The organism is Azospirillum lipoferum 4B (assembly GCF_000283655.1).
Taxonomy (GTDB): domain Bacteria; phylum Pseudomonadota; class Alphaproteobacteria; order Azospirillales; family Azospirillaceae; genus Azospirillum; species Azospirillum lipoferum_C.
The window spans coordinates 129,499-151,917 of record NC_016586.1; the positions used below are offsets into that span (position 1 = coordinate 129,499).

Sequence of the window (22,419 nt, forward strand, 5' to 3'; positions counted from 1 at the left end):
AAGCCGCAAGCCCGGATCTGTGAGGGCGAGAGCCGAATGGCTGAGCTACTCGACCGCGACCTTGGCGGTCATGGCAACCCCGACGGGGGCACCGTTCGATTTTCTCCGTCCGGTATCGCAACGGGACTGTGGCGGGCGGAAGCCATGAGATCCGCATACAGTCCGCCAAGGGTCAGCAACTCGTCGTGCCTCCCCTGCTCGACGATCCGCCCGGCGTCGAGGACGATGATGCGGTCGGCTTGCCGGATGGTCGACGGCCGGTGGGCAATGACCAGTACCGCATGATCCCGCTTTATGGTGGCAAACGCCTTGTGAAGAGCCTGCTCGTTCTCTGCATCGAGATTGGAGGAGGCTTCGTCGAGCAGCAGGATCGGGGCCCGCGTCAGCAGCGCTCGGGCAATCGCCAGACGTTGGCGCTGCCCCCCGGAAAGGCGCATGCCGCGCTCGCCGCACATCGTCCGGTATCCCTCGGGAAGCCCGGCCACGACGTCGGCGGCCTGCGCCAACCGCACCGCCCGCTCGACCTCGTCCATCGCCGCATCCGGGGCGCCGAGCCTCAGATTGTCGGCGACAGTCTCATTGAACAGGTGGACATCCTGCGGCACATAGGCGACGAGCCGGCGCAGGGCGTCGACCGGCAGGGTCCGGATGTCGCATCCGCCGATGCTGATCCGCCCCGATCCGACGTCCCAGAAACGCAGCAGCAGATTGGCGGCCGTGCTCTTGCCGGCCCCGGAGCGACCGACCAGCGCCACCATCTCCCCGGGCGAGAGGCTGAGATCGAAGCCGTCCAGCACGTCGCCCCGGCCGTTGCCATACCCGAAGCCGACATGCTCGAAACGGACCGTCGCATCCTGCGGAACCGTCTGGCGGCCTTGATCGGCAATCCGCGCCGGCTGGTGGAAGATGGTCAGCACGCGGGCGGCCCCGGCACGCAGTTCGCCCAGCTTGCGCGCCGTCTGCGTCACCTCGGCGATGGGGGTGAGCGCGCCACCCGCCAGAACCAGGGCCAGCGGGAAAAGCGCCCGGTCCAGCCCTGCTCCGGCGACAAGAACGCTGCCGACGAGAGCGGCAGTCAACACCGCGAGCGTCGTCAACCCGTCGATCATCGCCAACTCCAGGCCGGCGCGCGATCCATAGCGACGTTGCGCGGCGGACAGCAGCTCGGTTTGCCGCGCCAGCCGCGCCAGGAAGTCGCGTCCCCGACCGAAGATCGCCAGCTCGCGCAGCCCCTGAACGATCTCCACCGTCCGGGCATTGAGGCGGCCGAGTTCCGCCAATGCCAGCGCGCCCTGTTCCCCGGCGCGACGGGCCAGCCAATAGGGGACGCTGGCGACCAGGACCAGGAAGGGAAACAGCGCCGCCGCCATGACCGGGTGGATCGCGCAAAGACCGGCCAGGGCCGCAAGCGGCACCAGAAGGGCGCCGACATAGTCCGCCAGGGTATGGGCGTAGAAATGCTCCATCAACTCGGCGTCGCTGGTGGCGATGGCCGCGAGTTCTCCTGTCTGCCGCCCGAGTACGGAATCCGGAGCCGCCCTTTCCAGCCCGTCATAAATGCCGATCTGCAACGTCTCGATCAGCGCGAAAGCCAAGGCATGGGAGATGTGGGCCTGCCACCAGCGCGCCCCGGCGGCGGCCACGACCACGATGCCGAACAGCCAGAAGCCGGAAACACCAAAGCCGGGAAGGGGGTCGGGCAGCGCGGCCCCCGTCACCGCCCGGCCGACCAGCCAGGCGCCGCATGCCAGACTGGCGAGCGTGCCGCCCTGGGCGAGGACGCCGGACAGCATCGTCAGAGCCAGCAGCCGGCGGCGCCCTTTCAGGAGCGGCAGCAGCCCGAGAATACCGGCAGCACCCTGTCTCGCCGCCAATCCGGAAAAGATCCTGGCAATCATGCGGCTGCCCCCTGAAGTGCGGCAAGCCGGGCATAGACGCCGCCGTTCCGTTCGAGATCGGGACGCGCGCCGTCTTCGACCAGCCGGCCACCGTCGAAGACGAGGATCCGGTCCGCATCGGCGACGGCCGACAGCCGATGGGCGATGAGCAGGGTGGTGCGCCGGCCGGACTGCCTGGCGAGCGCCTCCCGGATCGCCTGCTCGCTTGCGGGGTCGAGGCTGGAGGTGGCCTCGTCCAGGATCAGGATCGGCGCGTTCTTGAGAAGCGCGCGTGCGATGGCGATACGCTGACGCTGCCCGCCGGACAGCGTCGCTCCGCGTTCCCCGATCCGGGTCGCATAGCCGAGCGGCAGGCTTTCGATGAAGGCGTCGATGTGAGCGGCCTGGGCCGCGGCCCGGATCTCCTCATCCGTCGCGTCCGGTTTCGCCAGTTTGAGATTGTCGGCGACCGTGCCCTCGAACAGCACCGTATCCTGGGAAACGACGCTGATGAGCGAGCGCAGCGTCTCCAGCGGCAAGGAGCGGATGTCGGTTCCGCCGATGCGGATCGTACCGGCGTCCGGATCGAAGAAGCGAAGCAGCAGGGCGACGACGGTGGACTTGCCCGCTCCCGAGGGTCCGACCAGCGCGACATGTTCCCGTGCCGCGACATGGAAGGACACGGCATCGAGCGAAGGCGCTCCCCCGCCCGCATAGCTGAAGCGGACATCCTCGAACCGGATGTCGTGGGCGGGCGGTGCCGGCAGCGGCCGGTCCGCTTCGCGCACCGGCGGATCCATCGCCAGGAATTCCATGATCGGCGCGACGGCTCCGCCGACCGCCCAAGCGCTGTGGAACTCACGCTCCAGTCGTTCGAGCGGCCGGAACGCCTCCCGCGCCAGGAAAAGCGTGACCAGCATCGCGAAGGGATCGAGAGTGCCGGACGATACACGCCATGCGCCTGCCGAGAGAACGAGCGCCATACCCGACAGCATGACCAGGCCGGTCAGGCCGGTTCGCATCAGGGTGACCGCCAGGGTGGTCATCGATTCCCGCCGCAACGCGGCCGCATGGTCCGCCAGCACCGCCCGCCGCCGTGCCGAGGCGCCGAAGGCCTTCACCGTGACGATGCCCTGCAGGCTGTCGAGCAGATAGGCACCGAGCGCACCCAGAGCCGCGAAGATTCCGGAGGTCCGCGGCATCCGCCACCGCAACCACAGCCGGTCGAGCACGGGAAAGCCGCCGACGAACAGGCACAGCAGGGCGGCCGAAGGCCAATCGACGGCGGCGATGGCGGCGAGAATGCCGCAGCATCCGAGAACGGCGTTCCAAAGAGCCGGCAGATAGCGGCTGTGATAGGTTTCCAACGCCTCGACGCCGCCGACCAGGATCGCCTGAAGCTCGCCGGTCCGCCGGCGAAGCGTGACGCCCGGACCGAGATCGAACAGGTGCCGCAGCAGCCGGCCGCGCAGCGTCTCCTTCACCGTGCGCGCCGTCGCCTGGGCAGCGATCTCCGCCCCCCACAGCAGCAGCGCACGCGCCAGCAGGACGGCGCCAAGTGCCAGAAGCAAGGGCATGATATGCTGAACCATGACGCGCGGATCGGGATCGCCGCCGACCGCATGCGCGAGCAGCAACGCCAGGAGTCCGCCCTGAAGACCATAGCATGCGGTGACGGCAAGGCCGATGACGACACTCACCGCGATGGGCCAGCGGACGGAGCCGCCCACGGCCAATGCTTTCCCCGGCATTCGGGACACCCTTTCAGAATGATCGCAACGAGACTTTCCGGTCGCACGCGCATCGGCCCGGCGCGGACACCGGCGGCCATCCTCGATGACCGGCGGTATCAGGCCAGGCCGTCCACCGCGAGATAGGCTCCGCCGCCCGCCGCCCGGCCGACGCGGGCACTGACGCGATAGACGCTTCGCAACAGGTCGGACGTGAGCACATCGGCCGGTGTTCCGGCATCGGCGACACGCCCGTCATGCAGGAAGATCAACTGGTCCGCCCAGTTCGCCGCCAGGGAAAGATCGTGCAGAACCACGATGACGATGCGGCCTTCCCGCGCCACGGACTTTATCGCCGACATCACCTCGACCTGATGGCGCAGATCGAGCGCGCTCGTCGGTTCGTCCAGAAGCAGGATCTGCGGCCTGCGGACCAGCGACTGGGCAAGGCTGGCCATTTGCCGCTGCCCGCCCGACAGCTGACCGAGCGGCCGCATCGCCAGGTGGAGGATGCCGATCCGTTCCAATGCCGACAAGGCGGCGTCCTGGCTGCGCCGGGCGGAGATGCCGGGCGAGAACAGCCGCAACGAGGCCAGGACGCTGTCGAGCACCGTCAGCCCATTGGTTGCGGCGATGGATTGCGGCATGAAGCCGACCAGCTCCGCCCGCCTGTGCGCAGTCAGGTCCAGCAGGTTGCGACCGTCATAGAGGATCTCTCCCGACGCCCTGATCATGCCGGCAAGGGCGCGCAGCAGGGTCGATTTGCCGGCGCCGTTGGGTCCGGCGAAGACACTGACCTCTCCCGGCCGGATCGTGGGAAGGTCGACGCTGTCGAAAATGACGGTCGTGCCGTAGCGGACGGTCAGCCCCCGCACGCCCAGGGGTCCTTTCGCGGGATTGTCGGTCATCGCAGCCCCCGTCCCCCCAGCAGCAGCGCGACGAAGCAGGGCAGCCCGACCAGCGACGTGACGATTCCGATCGGCAGAAGCACACCGGGCAGGAGTGTCTTGGAGGCGATGCTCGAAAACGACATGACCACCGCGCCGGCGAGGATCGACGCCGGCAGGAAGAAGCGATGATCCTCCCCAACCAGCAGCCGCGCGATGTGCGGACCGACCAGTCCGACGAAGCCGATGGTGCCGGCGACCGCGACCGCGACCGCCGACAGCAGGCTCGCCCGCAACAGGCAGCCGACCCGCAGCCATCGCGGATTGACACCGAGGCTCTGCGCCCGTTCCTCGCCCAGCGCCAGCAGGGTGAGCGACCATGCCGCGCGCATGGAGAACGGGATGGCGCCGGCGAGAACCAGGGCCAGCACGGCGACGGAGGTGCCGTCGGCCCGGTTCAGGCTTCCCATGGTCCAGAAGACCAGATGCTGCAGCGAGTCCGCTGGTGCTATGAACTGGATGACGGCGACCAGCGCGTTGAAGCCGAAGACCAGAACGATCCCGAACAGCACCAGCGGCATCGCCCCCTGTCCCATGGCCGCGAGGGCCTGGATCAGCATCACCGATCCGATGGCGAAGAGAAAGGCGTTGACCGGCACCGCCAGCACCGGCGGCACGAATGGAACGGCGATGCCGAGCACGATGGCCAGGGCGGCGCCGAACGCGGCCGCAGAGGAAATGCCCAGCGTAAACGGGCTGGCCAGCGGGTTGTGCAGGATCGTCTGCATCTCCGCGCCCGCCAGCGCGAGGCTGGCACCGACCAGCACCGCCAGCACCGCCGCCGGCAGACGGATCTGCCACATGATGACCGCAGGCAACCCCTGGTCGCCACCGGCACCGAACAATCCGTCCAGGATATCCCGCAGGGACAGACCGGCCGGACCCGTCATCAGGTCCGCCAACAGGCCGGCAAGCATCAGAACCGCCAGAACGGCGATGCGGACCGATCGCCGTTTCAAGCCGTCCGAATACTGGGCGGCGATCCCGGCCCTCGATACCGCTTCGCCGGCTCCGATTCCGCTCATCTGGCGGCACTCTTGGCATCGACCCAGAAGGTGCCCTCGAGCGGAAAGGCCAGCAGGGTCCGGTTGATCTCGGCCATCGTCCTGTCGGGGTCGAGATCGGCGAACGCCGCCGGATGCAGCATTGCGGCGATCTTTTCGACGCCGACGAAGAACAGGGGCGTGTCGAAGAAGAAAAGCCAGACCCCGCCAGCGCGACCGTTCTCGACCGCCGCCAGCTTGGCGATGCCCGGCGCCTTCAGAATGGTCGCCATCGTCTGACGCGCGGCATCGGGAGTCACGCCGGGACCGACCTGCAACCCGTTGAGAGCCACGGCCGAACCGCCGCCGGCCAGATAGAAGTCCGGGGCGTGCGTCAGCAGATATTCGAGATTGATCTTGCCGATGGCGCCCGGAACGATGTCGGCGCCGATGTTGTGTCCCCCTGCGGCGGCGATGAAGTCGCTCATGTTGCCGGGACCTGAGGTATAGCAGCAATCCTTGCCGTCGGGATTCAGATGAAAGAACACCCGTTTCGGCCCGCCGGTCTTTGCAAGACGCGCGGCGACGGCGGCCATATGGCTCTCATAATAGGCGATGAAGCTTTCCGCTTCCCGTTCACGGTCGAGCAGCGCGCCCAGCATCCGCATGCTCGGAACGATGTTGGTCAGCGGCTTCTGGAAGAAATCGACGAAGACATAGGGAATTCCGGCGGCATCGAGCCTGTCCAGGCCATCCGGCGGCGGGCCGTAGAGCGTGAAGATCACGAGATCGGGCTTGGCGGCGATCGTCGCCTCCATCGAGAAGGAACCGGCCGTCGTTCCGCCGACGTCGGGTATGCTGTCCGCCTTGGGGAAGCGCTTGCGCAGCACCTCGAAGGTTGCGGGGGAATAGCGCTTGAAATCGTTGCCCCAGGCGACGACGAAGGACAGAGGATCCTTGTCGAGGAGACCGAGGGTCAGGACATGCCGCCCTTCCGGAAGGACGATCCTTTTGGCGGGCGACGGCAGCGTTACCTTGCGGCCGAGCATGTCCGTCACGGCGATCGCGGACTGGCCGGCGGCCAGCGCCTGCTCACCGCCGGCGCCAAGCAGCCAGACCGCCAGGAGGGCCAGCAGGAGGAGTGCCCGGCGCGCGATCCGGCGAACCGCATCCGCTCCGCCGGGAAAATGGGAGAATGTCGGCATTCTTGGCGTCCTTACCAGCGGTAGCTGAGAGTGGTCAGAACCGATCGCCCGTATCCCTGATTGCAGGACGTCGCGGAGCAGGTCGAGTAATAGTGCTTGTCGAACAGATTGGTGGCGTTGACGGCGAGTTTCGCCCCCTTCAGCGCCGGCTTCAGCGCGCCCAGGTCGTAATGGACAGCGGCATCGACAAGCGTGAATTCCGGAACCTTGATGGTGTTGGCGGTATCGGCATAGGTCGATCCGACATAGCGCAGACCGGAGCCGAACCCGAACCCGGCCATCGGCCCGTCCTGGATCGTATAGTCGCCCCAGAAAGAGGCCATATGCTTGGGCTGCCCGGTCGGCGCCTTGCCGCGCGCGGCGGCGACCGTCGTGCTGGTGGTCTCGCTGTCGATGTAGGTGTAGCTCGCCCGCGCCTTCAAGGACGGGGTGAGGTTGGCGACCGCCGACAGTTCGGCCCCCTTGGAGGTCACTTCGCCGGTCTGGATCGAGTTCAGCGAATTGTTGGGATCCGTCGTCCGCACATTGGTCTGAACCAGGTGGAACCAGGCCGCCGTGAACAGAGCGTCCCAACCTGCCGGCTGGACCTTCACGCCGGCCTCGACCTGCTTGCCGGTGGTCGGCTTGTAGGCTTCGCCGTAGAAATCGGTGCCGAGGATCGGGCTGAACGAGGTGGCGTAGCTGACATATGGGGCGACACCGATGTCGGTGAGATAGGTCAGGCCGACGCGATAGGTGAAGTCCTGATCGTTCTGCGACGTGCTGCCGCCCCGGAGCTTGTTCTTGGTATCGACGGAAGCCCAGTCCTGCCGCCCCGCGAGATCGAGCACGACACGGTCGGCGAGAGTCAGGCTGTGCGCGGTGTAGAGACCGATCTCATCGGCGCTCTGATAGGTCTTCGCGCTGGGCGACAGCGTGCCGAGGGTCGCCGTGTAGGTCGGGTTGTAGATGTCGATGCTGGCCGCCCGGCCGGCATTCAGATAATAGTCCTCGCCCGTTCTGCGCCAGGAAACGCCGAAAACCGACGTGGCACGGACCGGTCCCGCCCGCCATTCGGCCTTGGCGTAATTGTCCGTGGAGAAGATGTTGCCTTTGATGTCGAATTCGTATGCGGCGCGATTGAGCGTGCGCATGTCGGCGGCAAGACTCAAGCCGGACAGCGTCTGGGTGTAGAGATCGGTATAGCTGTAGCGGCTGCCGGAATGGAGCGACCAGACGCCGTCGATGCGATGGTCGAGGATGTATCCGATGCTGGCCTGGATCATGTGATTGTCCAGATCCTTGCCATCGAGATAGGTGTTCCAGGGAATCTTTCCGTTGCGGTTGGCCAGCAGCGTGCCATTGATCGGCACCATCGGGCGCGGCGGTCCGAATTCGTTGCGGCTGTAGGAGCCGAGGACCGTCAGCGTGGTGTCTGCATCGGGCCGCCAGGTGAAGGACGGGGCGATGTAGCCCGTGTTGTCGGGGACGTGGTCGAATTGCGTGTCGGCCTTCCGGCCAACGCCGACGATCCTGTAGAGCAGCGTCTTGTCGTCGTTCGCCGGACCGGAGAAATCGAACTGCCCCTGGAAACGGTTGTCGCTGCCGTACTGAATGCCGACCTCACGCAGCGTCTCTTCCGTCGGGCGCTTGTTGATCATGTTGACCACGCCGCCCGGCGAACCCGCTCCATAGAGGAAGCCGTTCGGACCGTTCAGGACCTCGATGCGCTCCATGCCGTACGGCTCGTAGCGCACATAGGACTGTGCCGTCGTCGACCTCAGGCCGTCCAGAAGGATGCCGCTCAAAGTCGCATCGAAGCCACGGATCGTGAAGCTGTCGTAGCGTTGAGACACCGCCGAGGTCGAGGCGAAGACGCCCGGAACATAACCGAGCGCCTGGGTCGTCGACTGAACGGCGCGGTCGGACAGTTCCTCGCGTCCGATGACGCTGACGGATTGCGGCGTTTCGAGAATGGAAGCCCCGGTCTTGCTGGCCGTACTGCTCCGGTTCGCCACATAGCCCGTGACGGCCCCATCGGGCTGTTCGCCAGAAACCGAAATCGTTGGAAGCGAAGTCGCTCCGTCGCCGTTTTGCCGGGCTGACGATTGATCGTTCCGCGTTTCCGTCTGCGCCGAAACAGCCGACGGGATCGCCGCGATCATCAGAATCGCGACCGAACCGGCGACATGAGCCTCCAGACGATGCTTGCGCCTGCTTCTGGGCAAACTGCCTCTCCCCAATTTGCGAATGAAAATCAGTTGCCACATGGAAAGCCTTCCCGGCGCCTCCAGGCAACGCCGCCGCCTTTCGATGGCCGCACTTTTTCTTTCGATAGCGGCGCATGGGTTTGGGAGCACGGTGAGCGGATGCCCGATGGAAAACCCCACCGAAGGCTCACCCGGAAACGGCCTCACCCGGATCGGAGCGCTGATGGTCCGGTCCGGGCGAGACGTGTGCCTTGCGGGAATCCCCGCCCCTCATCCATGGGCGGAGTTGGGACATGCCTTCAGAGACACACCTGCTTCGGCGAAACGCCGAACTTCTTTCGGAAGGCGACGGAGAAATGTGCCGGGCTGTAGCCGACGGAATAGGCGGCGCAGGAGACGCTCATCTCCCCCTCCACCAGCAGGCGATAGGCAGCATCGAGCTTCGCCGATCGCAGATAGCCGAAGACGCTGTCGCCGAAGACGCGGCGGAAACCGACCGTCAGCTTTCGGGGATTGAGGCCGACACTTTGCCCCAGTTCTGCCAGTGAAGGCGGCTGGCGCATGCGTGCCGTCAGGATGTCACGCGCATGCTGGAGCTTCTCGATGTCCGCCGTCGAAAAATGCAGGTCTTTGGCATTCGATGGGGTGGCCTGCAAACTGTCCAGGGCATGCGCGGCGATCTCCAGCGCCTTTCCGGACAGATAAAGTGTGCGCGACAGCCCGCGAAGGGGGCAGGCGCCAACCTGCGCGCAAAGCGCCCTCACGGCGGCCGATGCACTGGTCACGGCAAGGCTGGGGCCGGATGCGCCCTTCGACGCATCGCTCAACCGTTCGAACGCCGTGGGGAGGCGATCCTTGACGGTCGACGCCGACAGGCTGATCGCGGTGAACTGCATCCGGCTTCCGGCTGGAAAGGACTGCATCCCCTCGCAGTCGCTCTCGTTCCAGATCGCGCAGATGCAGGGGCCGACAATCCTGGTTTTTTCGCAGTTGGGCAGCTTGCACAGCAATTCGCTGTTGTCGACGACGACCAGCTTCAACCCTTTGGTGAGAGGTTCCGATTCCCAAGCGGTGGATTGAGCGCAGATGTGGCCGCATGTCAGAGAGACCGTGCCGTCATAGAAGGATGCGACACTGCCGCCGATGGACACCGCTGGACGGATCGTCTTGCCGATTTCGGGCGCTTTCTCAACCATAAAGCCTTTCCCCACATCCAAAGACACCCATCCAAGGGACGAGGTGCCTCAATCATGTTCATTGCGCATCATATTGCGATTGATAATCATTATCAATTGTAAACTCTTTTCCCAAGCTCGCGTGCCGGTTCCGATGGGAGAAATCCCGTATTTCCATCGGAAAATTCGTCAAAACACAATTTTAAGAAAACAAACAACAGAGCACTGTGCGATTTCTTTAAAATCCAGAAAACATTCTACAATATAATCACGAGCTATATGTAAAAACGCCAATCCAACTTCGATAAATCATAAAATGGCAGTCAACCAATGGTGCCATGATGATTCGGAACCATCCTACAGCAAAGGAACCCGCATTCGATCGAAAGAATGAGTGCGGCAATCTAAAATGATAATCATTCTCATTTACAAGTGATGCCGATACACAGGGGCTGAAGGCGGAATTGCCTGTATCGAGCGCATTCGCGCCGATCCCTCCCGGCCCCGCAATGGTCCCGCGCTCTCCGGGTGGGCGGCTTTGCAGATCGCAAGCGGATGCCTTCAATCCAAATCGGAGACGCTGCCATGTCCGCTCCTGTCACGGCCACGATGCACCCAACTGCGCCGGATTGGCCCCCCGAATTCGTGGAACGCTATGTTTCCGCTGGCTTCTGGAGATCCGAGACCTTCGGCGGGGTCCTGAAGACCGTGGCCGGGCGGATGGGGGCACAGATCGCGCTGGTCGATGGGGACCGGCGCCTGTCGTTCGAGGAGCTCGACCGTTCCGTCGATGAACTGGCCGCCGGATTTGCCGGGTTGGGGCTTGGCAAAGGCGATGTCGTCGTCGTCCAGCTTCCGAACCGCGCGGCGTTCGTCGAGGTCGTCTTCGCCCTGTTCAGGCTGGGCTCGGTTCCGGTTTTCGCGCTGCCCGCCCACCGATCCGTCGAGATCGGGGCATTCTGCAGCTTCACCGGGGCAAAGGCCTACATCGTGGCCGATGTCGTCGGCGGCTTCGATTATCGGGAGCTGGCCGCCGACATCCGCGCCCGCGCGCCCTCGCTTGCCCATGTCATCGTCGACGGCGAGCCCGGCCCTTTCCTGGCGCTCGACGGGTTGCGGCGGCCGCCTGTCGACTTGCCGGCCATCGACGCCGGCGATCTGGCCTGTTTCCAGCTTTCCGGCGGGACGACCGGCATTCCCAAGCTGATCGCACGCCGTCATCGCGACTATCTCTATAATGTCAGGGCGAGTGTGGAGGCGTGCGACTTCAACGAACGCACGGTCTACCTCGCCGCTTTGCCGATGGGGCATAATTTCCCGATGGCGTGCCCCGGCTTCCTGGGCACCCTTCTTGCCGGCGGACGGGTGGTGGTGACGGACCGGCCGACCCCGGACGTCTGTTTCGACCTCATCGCCCGCGAGAACGTCACCGCCACCGCGCTGGTTCCGCCGTTGGCGATGGTCTGGCTCGATGTGGCGGAGATGACGAAGCCGCAGGTACCGAGCCTGCGCATTCTGCAGGTCGGCGGCGCCAAGCTCGGCCATGAAGCGGCCCGTCGTGTCGCTCCGGCCCTGGGGTGCAGGCTGCAACAGGTCTTCGGCATGGCCGAGGGTCTGATCTGCTTCACCGCGCCGGAGGATCCCGACGATGTGGTTCTCAACACCCAAGGCAAGCCGATGTCGACGGCCGACGAAGTGCGGATCGTCGATGGCGACGGCAACGACGTGCCCGACGGCGTCACCGGGCATTTGCTGACCAGGGGACCTTACACCATACGCGGCTACTTCGGCCTGTCCGAGCAGAACGCCGCATCCTTCACGCCCGATGGATTTTACCGCAGCGGCGATCTGGTCAGGCGCGTTGCCGGCGGCCAACTCGTCGTCGAGGGACGTGACACCGATCAGATCAATCGTGGTGGCGAGAAGATCGCGGCGGAGGAGGTCGAGAATTTCCTGCTCGGCCATGAGGGCGTGCTCGACGTGGCGGTCGTGGGGTTGCCGGACGGCTATCTGGGCGAACGTACCTGCGCCTTCGTGCTGCCGCGGTCGTCGCGTCCGACACCGAACGATCTGCGGATGTTCCTCAAGGCCAGCGGACTTGCCGCCTTCAAGATTCCGGATCGCTTCGAGTTCCTCGACAGCTTTCCCACGACGGGGGTCGGCAAGATCAGCCGCAAGACGCTGCGCGAGACCCTGAAGGCGATGCATTCAGGGGCCGGGGCCGCCTCGGCCGCCGCCGCCGAATAGGAGTGGATATGACCGCCAGCAACGTCTTGTCCGCCGGGGCGCTGACCGACTATGTCGCCGCTCTGATGGACATCCCGCCGCGAGACCTGTTTCCCGATGCCTCCTTGCTGGAGGCGGGCCTGGATTCGATCTCGATCATGCGGATCGCGGCCTATTTCAAGTCATTCGGGCACAGCGTGAAATTCGACGACCTGATCGCGACGCCGACCATCGGGGCCTGGATGCGCCTGGCTGGTCGGGGCGAAGACGCCCGGCCCGCCCGCTCTGGACAGGGCGATGCGGCCGCGGCCGACGGCGTCGTCCGGGATGACGGGGAGGCGTTCGATCTGACCCCGGTGCAGCAGGCTTACTGGTTCGGCCGGCGCGACGATCAGCCCCTCGGCGGCGTCGGTTGCCATCTGTATCTCGAACTCGACGGCGAGGGTGTCGATCCATCCAGGCTCGACCGGGCGGTGAAAAGGCTCGCCATCCGCCATCCCATGCTCCGGGCGCGTTTCCTCGACGACGGCCGGCAGCGGATCGGAGATGCCGGTCCGGGCGCCGCGTTGACGGTGCATGATTTCAGCCGCCGGCCGGACGGGGGGGCGGGAGCGCTGGCCGAGTTGCGCGACCGGCTGTCGCATCGCCGGTTAGCGGTGGTGGACGGCGAACCGTTCGGCGTGCAGCTCTCCCTGCTTCAAGGCGGCAGAACACGGCTCCATTTCGACATCGATCTGCTGGTCGCCGACGTTCTGAGCGTCTCCATCGTTCTCGGCGATCTGGCGGCGATCTATGGCGGCCGCGAGGATGAATTGCCACCGCTGTCGTTCGACTTCCGGCAGTATCTCGCGCGCATCCGGTCCGAACGCGCGGCGGACAGCGACATGGCGCGGCGCTACTGGTCGGAACGGCTTCCCTCGCTGCCGGGCGGCCCCCGCCTTCCGCTTCGCCGGGATCCCCGGGAACGGGTCGCACCCCGTTTCGTGCGCCGCCAGTTCCATCTCGCATCGGCCGACATCGACCGGATCCGTGCGCAGGCCCGGCGGCACGGGGTAACGCTGGCCTGCGTCCTCGCCACCGCCTATGGCGAGGTGCTGGCCCGCTGGGCCGGGGAGCAGCGCTTCCTCATCAACATCCCCCTGTTCGACCGGCAGGAGATCGATCCGGCAGTGCGCCACATGGTGGCGGATTTCACCAACCTCGTCCTGCTGGAGGTGGACTTCCAGACCAGGGCCGGCTTTGCCGATCGCGTCAGGGGGATACAGGCGCAGCTTCATCGCGACATTGCCCAGGGCGATTATTCGGGCGTGGAGGTGCTGCGCGATCTCGCCCGCCACGATCAGGGAGGCGGCCGGACCGCACCCGTCGTGTTCGCCTGCAATCTCGGCGCGCCCTTCGTTCCGCAGGAGGCTGTCGAGGCCTTCGGACAGGTGTCGTGGATGATCTCGCAGACGCCCCAGGTCTGGCTCGACCACCAGACATATCCGACGCCGGACGGGCTGCTGCTGAACTGGGACGCCGTGGAGGATCTGTTCCCGCCCGGTCTTCTCGACGACATGTTCGCCGCCTACGAAGGGCTGGTGCGCTCCCTGGCCGGCGGCGACTGGGACAAGCCGGCCAGTCTTCCGTTGCCTGCCGCTCAGGCTGCCGTCCGGACGGCGGTGAACGCCACGGCCGCGCCGGTCGAAGCGCGGCAACTGCACGAGGCCTTCTTCGCGCATGCCCTGGCCGGACCCGACTGCGTCGCGCTGATCGCGGGCAATGAGATTCTCAGCCGCCGCACCCTGGCCGAGCGGGCGTTGCGCATCGCCGGATTGCTGCGCGGCCGGGGGGTGCGGGACGGCGACGTGGTCGGCATCGCCCTGCCGAAGGGGGCGGACCAGATCGCCGCCGTTCTAGGGGTGGCCGCCGCCGGCGCCACCTATCTTCCGGTGGCCTGGGACCAGCCGGCCGCGCGGACACGGCGCATCTGTCTGCGGGCCGGGGCCGGGCTGGTTCTGACCCGCGCCGAGAAACTGGATTTCGCGGGCTGGCCTGACGGGGTCACGCCGGTCGACCTGGCCGAGGCCGCCGGTGTCATGCCGCTTCCGGCACCGGTCAGCGGCGATCCCGAGCGTTCCGCCTACATCATCTTCACCTCCGGTTCGACGGGAGAACCCAAAGGCGTCGAGGTCAGCCATGCCGCCGCCTGGAACACCGTCGCCTCCATCAACGACCGTCTGGGCGTCGGAAGCGGGGACAGGATCCTGGCACTGTCGGCTCTCGAATTCGACCTGTCCGTCTACGACATCTTCGGTCCGCTGTCGGCGGGTGGCGCCATCGTCACCATCGACGAGAGCCAGCGCCGCGATCCCGATGCCTGGATCGATCTCGTCCGGCGGCATCGGGTTACGCTGTGGAACTCGGTGCCGGCTCTGCTGGAGATGACGACGGTCGCGGTGACGGAGGGCAAACAGCTGGCGACGCTGCGCGCCGCGCTGATCTCGGGCGATTGGATTCCGCTCGATCTTCCCGACCGGCTGCGGCGCGTCTCCGGTCCGGGCGTCCGTTTCGTGGCACTCGGCGGCGCCACCGAAGCGGCGATCTGGTCCAACGCCATCGAGGTGACCGAGATTCCGGCCCACTGGCCTTCGATCCCCTACGGTCTGCCGCTGCCCAACCAGCAATTCCGCGTCGTCGATGCCCAGGGCCGGGATTGCCCGGATCTGGTGCCAGGAGAATTGTGGATCGGCGGCGACGGGCTTGCCCGCGGCTATAAGGGGGCGCCCGAGCTGACCGCCGAACGCTTCGTCGCCGCCGATGGCGGGCGCTGGTACCGGACCGGCGACCGGGGACGGTACTGGCATGACGGCACGCTGGAGTTTCTCGGCCGGCTCGACCACCAGATCAAAATCCGCGGGCATCGGATCGAACTGGGCGAGATCGAAGCTGCCCTGGAACGCCACCCCGCCGTCACGCGGGCGGCGGCGGCGGTGGTCGGGCACGGACCGGACCGGGCGCTCGGCGCCTGCGTCGCGCTGTCGGCACCGGCCGCCGACAGCGAAATCCTGGCCTTCGCACAGGGACAGCTTTCGGACCACATGGTGCCGCAACGGCTGGCCTTCGTGGACGCCCTGCCACTCACCGCGAACGGCAAGATCGACCGGACGGCCATCGGGGCATTGTTGGATCTCCAGCCACCGCCCGGTGCGGATGGTGGATCGCCCCCCCAGGGGCCTATCGAAACGGCGGTGGCCGCCTTGTGGAACGAGGCCCTGGGCACGACTGCGGCCCGCCGCGACGACAGCTTCTTCCAGCTCGGCGGAAACAGCCTGCAAGCGGCGAGGCTCGCGGCCGCAATCGCCCGGACCTTCGGCGTTTCGCTTCCTCTGCGTGCGTTTCTCGGCCGCCCGACGATAGCCGGCGTTGCCGGACTGATTGAACTGGACGCTGCCCGCCTGGGTACCGTCGAAGAAGGAACGGTATGATGATCCACCAGCTGGTGATGGAACTGAAGGATGCCGGCGTCGATCTCTGGGAGGAGAATGGGGCCCTGCGCTATCGTGCGCCGGCCGGTGCGATGTCGGCGGAGCGGCTGGAACGCCTGCGGCAGGGCAAGGCGGCGGTGCTGGACTATCTCGCCGCCAACGACGCCTCGTCCGTCACACCGGACCGCGAACATCTGCATGAGCCCTTTCCGCTGACCGATCTGCAATCCGCCTATCTGATGGGGCGTGGCGACGCTTTCGACCTGGGCGGCGTCGCCTGCCACGGCTATCTGGAATTCGAGTTCGCGGCTCTCGACGTGGCCCGGCTGCAAACGGCGTGGCGGAGCCTGATCGCCAGGCACGACATGCTCCGCGCCATCGTCAGCCCCGATGGCAGCCAGCGGATCCTTGCCGATGTGCCCGCCTATGTGATCGAGGTCACCGACGCGCGGGGACGGGCGGAGGCCGGAAATCCTCCGGCGGTCGAGGGGTTCCGTTCGGCGCTGTCGCACCGGAAGGCCGCCACCGACCGCTGGCCGCTGATCGAACTCAAGGCAACGCTGGAGGATCGCCGCGCCACGCTGCATGTGTCGATCGATCTGCTGGTCTGCGATTTCCAGAGCGCGCGGCTGCTTCTCGGCCAATTGAGCGCCGCCTATTTCGACGGTGCGGCCGGATCGCCGCCCGCCATCTCGTTCCGCGATCATGTGCTGGCCGAACGCCGGCGCAAGGAGGATGCGCGTTTCCAGCGCGACCAGGGATATTGGCTGCAACGGATCGAGAGCCTGCCGCCGGCGCCGGCGCTTCCGGCCGGGACGGGCGGCGCGGCTCCCCGCTTTTCCAGAAAATCCTTCGTCCTGCACGAGACGGACTTCCAGGCCCTGGGCGCGCATGCCGGACGCCATGACATCGGCGTCTCGCCCGCGCTGTTGACCGCCTATGCCGAGGCGATCGGCCGTTGGTCGGCCCAGAGCGCCTTCACCCTCAGCCTGACGACGGCGCGGCGGGAAACGGCCCATCCCGAGATCGACGCCGTGGTCGGCGATTTCAGTTCCGTCGAACTGCTGGGCGTGACGCTCGATCCGCAGCGATCCTTCGCCGAACAGGCGCGCGCGCTTCAGGAGCAGCTGTGGGCCGATCTCGATCATCCGAATTTCTCGGGCATCGACGTGCTGAGGGAATTGGCCAGACGGCGCGGGCGCGATGCGGCGCTGTTCCCGGTCGCCTTCACCAGCGCCATCGCCGGCGGCTCCGAATGCCGGGCCGCTCTTTTCCCGGGGGCGAAGCAGAGCTTCGGCATCACCCAGACCCCGCAGGTGGCGATCGATTGCCAGATCGGCCCGGGCGAGGAGGGGCTGACCGTCAATTGGGACATCCGTGACGGCGCCGTTCCCGACGACGTCATCCAGCCGATGTTCGAGGCGTTCGAGGCGCTGGTGCGCTCCCTCTGCCGCGACGCGACGGCTTGGACCGCGCCGGCCGCCATCGATCTGCCGTCCGACCAGCGGGTACGGCGGGCCGGGGTGAACGGCGTGACCCGGCCGCTGCCGACCGGGCTGCTGCAGGATCCGTTGTTCGAGCAGGCGGCGAAAGCTCCCGAACGCATCGCGGTCATCGACCTCCAGCACACCGACCGGGGGCCGGTGCAGCGTGAGATCACCTATGGCGAATTGGCCGGCCGGGCCGACGCCGTGGCGGCCACCCTGAGGCGGAGCGGCTGCGCCCCCGGCGATCTGGTGGCCGTCGCGATGGACAAGGGCATCGACCAGATCGTCGCCGTGCTCGGCGTGCTGCGGGCGGGAGCGGCTTATCTTCCGCTCGATCTCGGCCAGCCGCGGGCGCGCCGGGACGTCATTCTGACCGCCGCCTCCGTCACCCATATGCTGACCCACAGCGATATCGCCCTGCGGCTGGAACCGCCGATGACGGTGGACCATGTGATCGCGGTGGACCGGATCGAGACCACCGGGCATGACGGCGCCGTCACCGATCTCGCCGCCGTCACCGATCTCGCCTATGTGATTTTCACCTCGGGTTCGACGGGCACGCCCAAGGGGGTGATGATCGACCATCGGGGGGCCAGGAACACCATCGACGACATCAACGAACGTTTCGCCGTCGGCGCGGCGGATCGGGTGTTCGGGCTGGCGAATCTCGGGTTCGACCTCTCGGTTTTCGACATTTTCGGCGTGCTCGGCGCGGGCGGAACGCTGGTTCTGCCCGATCCGTCGAGGCGTAGCGATCCATCGCACTGGGCGGAACGGCTGACGGCCTGCGGGGTCACGCTGTGGAACTCGGTTCCGGCCCAATTGGAGATGCTGACCGACTATCTGCGCGGCGAACCCGGCCACCGGCCGCGAAGCCTGCGGCTGGCGATGCTGTCGGGTGATTGGATTCCGGTTTCCCTACCGGCGCGCATCCGCCATTTCCTGCCCGATCTGGAGCTGATCGGCCTGGGCGGTGCGACGGAAGCGTCGATCTGGTCGATCTTCCACCGGATCGGGACGGTGCCGCCGGAGTGGAAAAGCATTCCCTATGGCAAGCCGCTTGCCAACCAGACCTTCCACATCCTCGACGAGGCCCTGCGCCCCTGTCCCGATCAGGTCGCTGGAGAGCTTTACATCGGCGGCCACGGTCTGGCGCTGGGTTATCTCGGCGACCGGGAGAAGACCGACGAACGCTTCTTCCGCCACCCGCTGACCGGCGAGCGCCTGTATCGGACGGGCGACTTCGGGCGCTACCTGTCCGATGGCAGCATAGAATTCCTCGGCAGGCAGGATCTTCAGGTGAAGATCCGCGGGCATCGGATCGAGATCGCCGAAGTCGAGGCGGCGCTGGCCGATCATCCCGATGTGGCCGGTGCCGCGGTGCTGGTGCAGGGGGAGGACAACCGCGACCGGCGCCTCGTTGCCTTCGCCACCGCCGTCACGGCCTCGCATCGTCTCCACGCGCTGCCGGATCTGCCCGAGGTGGTCGATGCCGCGGCGGGACAGCTCGTCGCCGGGCTGGACATGGCCAAGGTCTCCGCGCTCGCCGCCAGCATCGAACGGGTTTCTCTGCTGTCGATGGCGGCGGCGCTCGACGGTCAGGGCGTCTTCTCCGGCCCTGGACCGGGGCCGTCTGCCGATGAGGTGCTTCGCGCCTGCGCGGTCAGCCCGCGCAACCGCAGGCTGATCCGGCGCTGGCTGCGCGCCCTTGTCCGTGAAGGGTTTCTGGCCTGCGACGAGACCGGCCGCCATCGTCGGCTTCGGCCGGTCGATCGCGGCGAAATCGACGGGCTCTGGTCGCGGATCGAGGATCTGGCGCGGGACGTCGATTGGGGCGGCGAGGTTCTCCGCTATGTCCGGTCGAGCCAGGAGGTTCTCGGCGGGCTGATGTGCGACGAGGTCGATCCTCTGCATCTTCTGTTCCCGGAAGGGGAAACCATCGTCGCCGAGGCGGCCTACCGGAACAATCTGGTGAGCCGGCACATGAACGGTCTGGTCTGCGCGGTCGTCCGTCATATCGCCCTGAGCCGGAAGGCGGGCGGCACGGGCGGCGGCATCAGGCTTCTCGAAGCCGGGGCCGGCGTCGGCGGAACCAGCATGGAGCTTATCCCCCGCCTGGACGGCTGCGGTGTCGAGTACCATTTCACCGACGTTTCCCAGTATTTCCTGAACGCGGCGGAAAGCCGGCTGGGCGCATTCCCCTGGGTGCGGTTCGGGCTGTTCGACATCAATGCCGATCCGATCGCCCAGGGCATCGAGCCGAATACGGTGGATGTGATCCTGTGCGCCAATGTGCTGCACAATTCCCGCGATGTCGCCGACGTCCTGCGGCGGCTGCGGGAGATCCTGGCGCCCGGCGGCTGGCTGGTCTTCATCGAGGCCACGTCCGACAGCTATCAGATCATGTCGTCGATGGAGTTCAAGGAAGGGCTCACCGACTTCGAGGATTGCCGCCGCGCCCTCGACACCACCTTCCTGTCCTGCGGCCAGTGGGAGGATCAACTGCGGCTGGCCGGTGCTGCGACCGTCCTGCGTTTTCCGGGCGACGGCGGCGCGATGTCCGATGTCGGTCAGCATGTCTTCGCGGCCCAGTTCAAACCCGACCGGATGGCGATCCCGGCGGCGGAGCTTCGCCGGCATGCAAGCGAACGGCTGCCCGAACACATGGTTCCTGCGGAAATCCATATTCTCGACAGCTTGCCGGTGACGGAAAACGGAAAGATCGACCGCAAGGCGCTGGCCGGCTTGGCGCCGAAATCCCGGCGGACCGCGGCGGCTGCCGGATCGATGCCGCGGGACGATCTCGAACGGGAGATCGCCGCCGTCTGGGCCTCGGTTCTGCGGCTGGAGTCCGTCGGCATCGACCAGAACTTCTTCGATCTCGGGGGAGATTCTCTGCTGGTGGCGCAGGTCGTCGGCCGGCTGCGTGAATGCTTGCCCAAGGCAGCCGGGCTGGAGTGGGACGTGCTGTTGCGGCGGCTGCTCAATCAGCCGACGGTGGCGGCATTGGCGGATCTGCTGCGCGGCGCCGGCGGGCCGGCGGGCGATGGCTTGTCGCTGATCGAACTGAGGCAGGGCGATGGCAAGGGGCCCACGCTGCTGTTCGTCCATGACGGCAGCGGAACCATCGTACCGTACCGGTCCCTGCTCGACCGTCCGGACGGCAACGTCCGTCGCATCCTGGGACTTGCGATCCAGGATCCGGCGCCCTTCCTGGCGATGGATCCCGCCTGCGCCATCTCCGAATTGGCGGACGGTCATGTCGGCCGCATCGTGACCGCCCTGTCACCGGGCGAACGGCTCCATATCGTCGGCTATTGCCTGGGCGGTCTGCTGGCGACGGAGATCGCACAGCGGCTGGCGCAGCGCGGAATAGCGGTGGAGCGGCTGAGCGTCATCAGCAGCTATCGGGTGCCTTTCCTCATCGAGGACGATATTCTTGCCGAATATGTCTTCGCCCGCGTCATGCGCGCCGATCCGGCCGTTCTCGGCTATCCGGCGGACGAGGCCGGGATGCGGCGGCTGATCGGCGATGTGCTGGCCGAGACCCCCGGCCGGGTCGGTCCGGGCTCGCTGGAACGGGCGGCGGCATCCCGCGGCGGGGATGCGGCGTCGGCGCTGCTGATCCTGGCCAGCCGCGGGCAGGATGAGCGGTTGGAGGCCATCGCGCGGCATATGCGCCACGCCGGAACCGATCTCGCTTCCCACGAGCGGGTGAAATCCCAGTATGAGCTGATCAGGCACAGCCTGGCTGCCGTCGCCCGGCACGAGGGACGGCCATATTCCGGTGACATGACCTTCATCCGGCAAACCGGCGAGGTCCAGGTCCTTCCAGGCATGCACGACGACATGAGCGCCTATTGGGCGGCCCTGTGCTCCGGCCGGCTGCGCATCGCCGATGTTCCAGGCGATCATTTCAGCTGCCTGTCGCCACCGAATGTCGGTGCCGTCGCCGCCGCTCTCGGCCTCGACAAGCGGGAGCCGGGCGATGGCCGGTGAACCGACGGTCGGACTCCTGGGGGGATCGGGAGCTGTCGGGCGCGGCGTTCTGCGCGCCCTTGCCGGCACCGTCCGGCTGCGGGTCGGCGGGCGCGACCGGAAGCGGGCGGAGCGGGCTCTGGCGGAGGAGGCGGATGGGCACGGCGAGATCCACGTGGTCGACCCGCAAGACGGCGACGCGCTCGCCCGCTTTTGCGACGGCTGCGATGCGGTCGTCAACTGCGCCGGGCCAAGCTGCCGCCTTCTGGATGCCGTCGCGCTGGCGGCGCTGACGGCCGGTGCCCATTATGTGGATCCGGGCGGAGACGATCCGCTGCATCGCCGCATCGTCCACCACGATTGGCGGGGACGATCCGCGGTGGTGTCGGCGGGCATGCTTCCCGGATTGTCGGGGCTTCTGCCGCTCGATCTGGTCGGGGAGTTCGACAGCATCGATCGCGTGACCGGCTATGCGGGGGGAATCGAGCGCTTCTCCCCCGCCGGGGCCGAGGATTTCCTGGCCAGCCTGTCGAACGGCTTCGGCTGGGGCGGCATGTGCGTCCGGGCCGGCGATCTGCGGCCGTCCCCGGCACCGCATCCCGATCCGGTCAGGCTGCCCCTCTCGCGCACTCCGGCCGAAGCGCGGCCTTACGTCAGCAGCGAGTTCCTGCGGCTCTGCCGGCGGCTCGCGGTGGATGGGGACTGGTACAATGTCTTTCCCGGGCGCCACACGGTCGATTTCCTTCGCCGTTTCCAAGCCGGGCAAGCCGGGGGCGGTCCCCCCGAGACGGTGGATGCGGGGGTGGATGCGGCGGCGGTCGCGGGACTGATCGGCGCCAGCGCTCTGGACGTGGCGGGACGGTCGCCGGAGCAGCTCCTGGTCATCGAAGCGACAGGCCTGCGCTCCGGCCGTCCTGCGGTGCGCAGCATCGCCGTCCGTGCCGGCTCCGGTGCGGCGCTGACGGGCGGAGTCGCGGCATGCGCGGTGCTGGCGGTGCTGGAGGGCGCGATCCCGGACGGGGTCCATCATGCCGCAGACATTCTGCCGGTGCGGACGGTGCTGTCCCGGATCGGGATGTGGTGGCCTGATTGCCGGATCCTGAGATCGGATGCCGCCGCGGTCGCCGTGGACGAGGGAGCGTTATGAAACGCGGG

Annotated in this window: 11 protein-coding genes; 4 read left to right on the forward strand and 7 right to left on the reverse strand. The window is 66.8% G+C overall.

All coding sequences use genetic code 11. From position 1 onward, the window contains the following. Positions 1-68: 68 nt before the first annotated feature. The 7 genes from AZOLI_RS18970 to AZOLI_RS19000 form a co-directional block, all read right to left on the reverse strand. The gene (locus AZOLI_RS18970) at positions 69-1,898 is read right to left on the reverse strand and encodes an ABC transporter ATP-binding protein (RefSeq protein ID WP_014188746.1); all 1,830 of its coding nucleotides are present in this window, start codon (positions 1,896-1,898) and stop codon (positions 69-71) included. Then, a complete protein-coding gene (locus AZOLI_RS18975) occupies positions 1,895-3,607 on the reverse strand; it encodes an ABC transporter ATP-binding protein (protein ID WP_244442609.1) in 1,713 nt (570 codons plus the stop codon). Before AZOLI_RS18975 ends, AZOLI_RS18970 begins: the two co-directional genes overlap by 4 nt. A 119-nt stretch (positions 3,608-3,726) precedes the next feature. Continuing rightward, entirely contained in the window at positions 3,727-4,515 is a 789-nt protein-coding gene (locus tag AZOLI_RS18980; protein WP_014188748.1) for an ABC transporter ATP-binding protein, read from the reverse strand. Beyond that, a complete protein-coding gene (locus tag AZOLI_RS18985) occupies positions 4,512-5,579 on the reverse strand; it encodes a FecCD family ABC transporter permease (RefSeq protein ID WP_014188749.1) in 1,068 nt (355 codons plus the stop codon). The genes AZOLI_RS18980 and AZOLI_RS18985 overlap by 4 nt, the downstream gene beginning before the upstream one ends. Beyond that, positions 5,576-6,742, reverse strand: a complete 1,167-nt coding sequence (locus AZOLI_RS18990; protein ID WP_014188750.1) for an ABC transporter substrate-binding protein — start codon at positions 6,740-6,742, stop codon at positions 5,576-5,578. Before AZOLI_RS18990 ends, AZOLI_RS18985 begins: the two co-directional genes overlap by 4 nt. A gap of 11 nt (positions 6,743-6,753) precedes the next feature. Next, a complete protein-coding gene (locus AZOLI_RS18995) occupies positions 6,754-8,991 on the reverse strand; it encodes a TonB-dependent siderophore receptor (protein WP_044552138.1) in 2,238 nt (745 codons plus the stop codon). A gap of 239 nt (positions 8,992-9,230) precedes the next feature. Continuing rightward, a complete protein-coding gene (locus AZOLI_RS19000; RefSeq protein WP_014188752.1) occupies positions 9,231-10,127 on the reverse strand; it encodes a helix-turn-helix domain-containing protein in 897 nt (298 codons plus the stop codon). A gap of 564 nt (positions 10,128-10,691) precedes the next feature. Between AZOLI_RS19000 and AZOLI_RS19005 the strand changes: the two genes are divergently transcribed. From AZOLI_RS19005 to AZOLI_RS19020, 4 genes are read left to right on the forward strand one after another with little or no spacing between them, the layout of a single operon-like run. Beyond that, positions 10,692-12,353: a (2,3-dihydroxybenzoyl)adenylate synthase gene (locus AZOLI_RS19005; protein WP_014188753.1), complete on the forward strand. Its 1,662-nt coding sequence runs from the start codon at positions 10,692-10,694 to the stop codon at positions 12,351-12,353. Between the two features lie 8 nt (positions 12,354-12,361). Further along, positions 12,362-15,799: a non-ribosomal peptide synthetase gene (locus AZOLI_RS19010; RefSeq protein ID WP_014188754.1), complete on the forward strand. Its 3,438-nt coding sequence runs from the start codon at positions 12,362-12,364 to the stop codon at positions 15,797-15,799. Continuing rightward, the gene (locus AZOLI_RS19015) at positions 15,796-21,285 is read left to right on the forward strand and encodes a non-ribosomal peptide synthetase (protein WP_014188755.1); all 5,490 of its coding nucleotides are present in this window, start codon (positions 15,796-15,798) and stop codon (positions 21,283-21,285) included. The genes AZOLI_RS19010 and AZOLI_RS19015 overlap by 4 nt, the downstream gene beginning before the upstream one ends. Continuing rightward, entirely contained in the window at positions 21,275-22,411 is a 1,137-nt protein-coding gene (locus tag AZOLI_RS19020) for a saccharopine dehydrogenase NADP-binding domain-containing protein (protein WP_014188756.1), read from the forward strand. The genes AZOLI_RS19015 and AZOLI_RS19020 overlap by 11 nt, the downstream gene beginning before the upstream one ends. Positions 22,412-22,419: the final 8 nt, after the last annotated feature.

Excerpts from the sequence above, each read along its gene's own strand:
- AZOLI_RS19000 (WP_014188752.1), bottom strand. The coding sequence starts at position 10,127 with ATGGTTGAGAAAGCGCCCGAAATCGGCAAGACGATCCGTCCAGCGGTG.
- AZOLI_RS19005 (WP_014188753.1), top strand. The coding sequence starts at position 10,692 with ATGTCCGCTCCTGTCACGGCCACGATGCACCCAACTGCGCCGGATTGG.
- AZOLI_RS19015 (WP_014188755.1), top strand. The coding sequence starts at position 15,796 with ATGATGATCCACCAGCTGGTGATGGAACTGAAGGATGCCGGCGTCGAT.
- AZOLI_RS19010 (WP_014188754.1), top strand. The coding sequence starts at position 12,362 with ATGACCGCCAGCAACGTCTTGTCCGCCGGGGCGCTGACCGACTATGTC.
- AZOLI_RS18970 (WP_014188746.1), bottom strand. The coding sequence starts at position 1,898 with ATGATTGCCAGGATCTTTTCCGGATTGGCGGCGAGACAGGGTGCTGCC.
- AZOLI_RS18995 (WP_044552138.1), bottom strand. The coding sequence starts at position 8,991 with ATGTGGCAACTGATTTTCATTCGCAAATTGGGGAGAGGCAGTTTGCCC.
- AZOLI_RS19020 (WP_014188756.1), top strand. The coding sequence starts at position 21,275 with ATGGCCGGTGAACCGACGGTCGGACTCCTGGGGGGATCGGGAGCTGTC.
- AZOLI_RS18990 (WP_014188750.1), bottom strand. The coding sequence starts at position 6,742 with ATGCCGACATTCTCCCATTTTCCCGGCGGAGCGGATGCGGTTCGCCGG.
- AZOLI_RS18985 (WP_014188749.1), bottom strand. The coding sequence starts at position 5,579 with ATGAGCGGAATCGGAGCCGGCGAAGCGGTATCGAGGGCCGGGATCGCC.
- AZOLI_RS18980 (WP_014188748.1), bottom strand. The coding sequence starts at position 4,515 with ATGACCGACAATCCCGCGAAAGGACCCCTGGGCGTGCGGGGGCTGACC.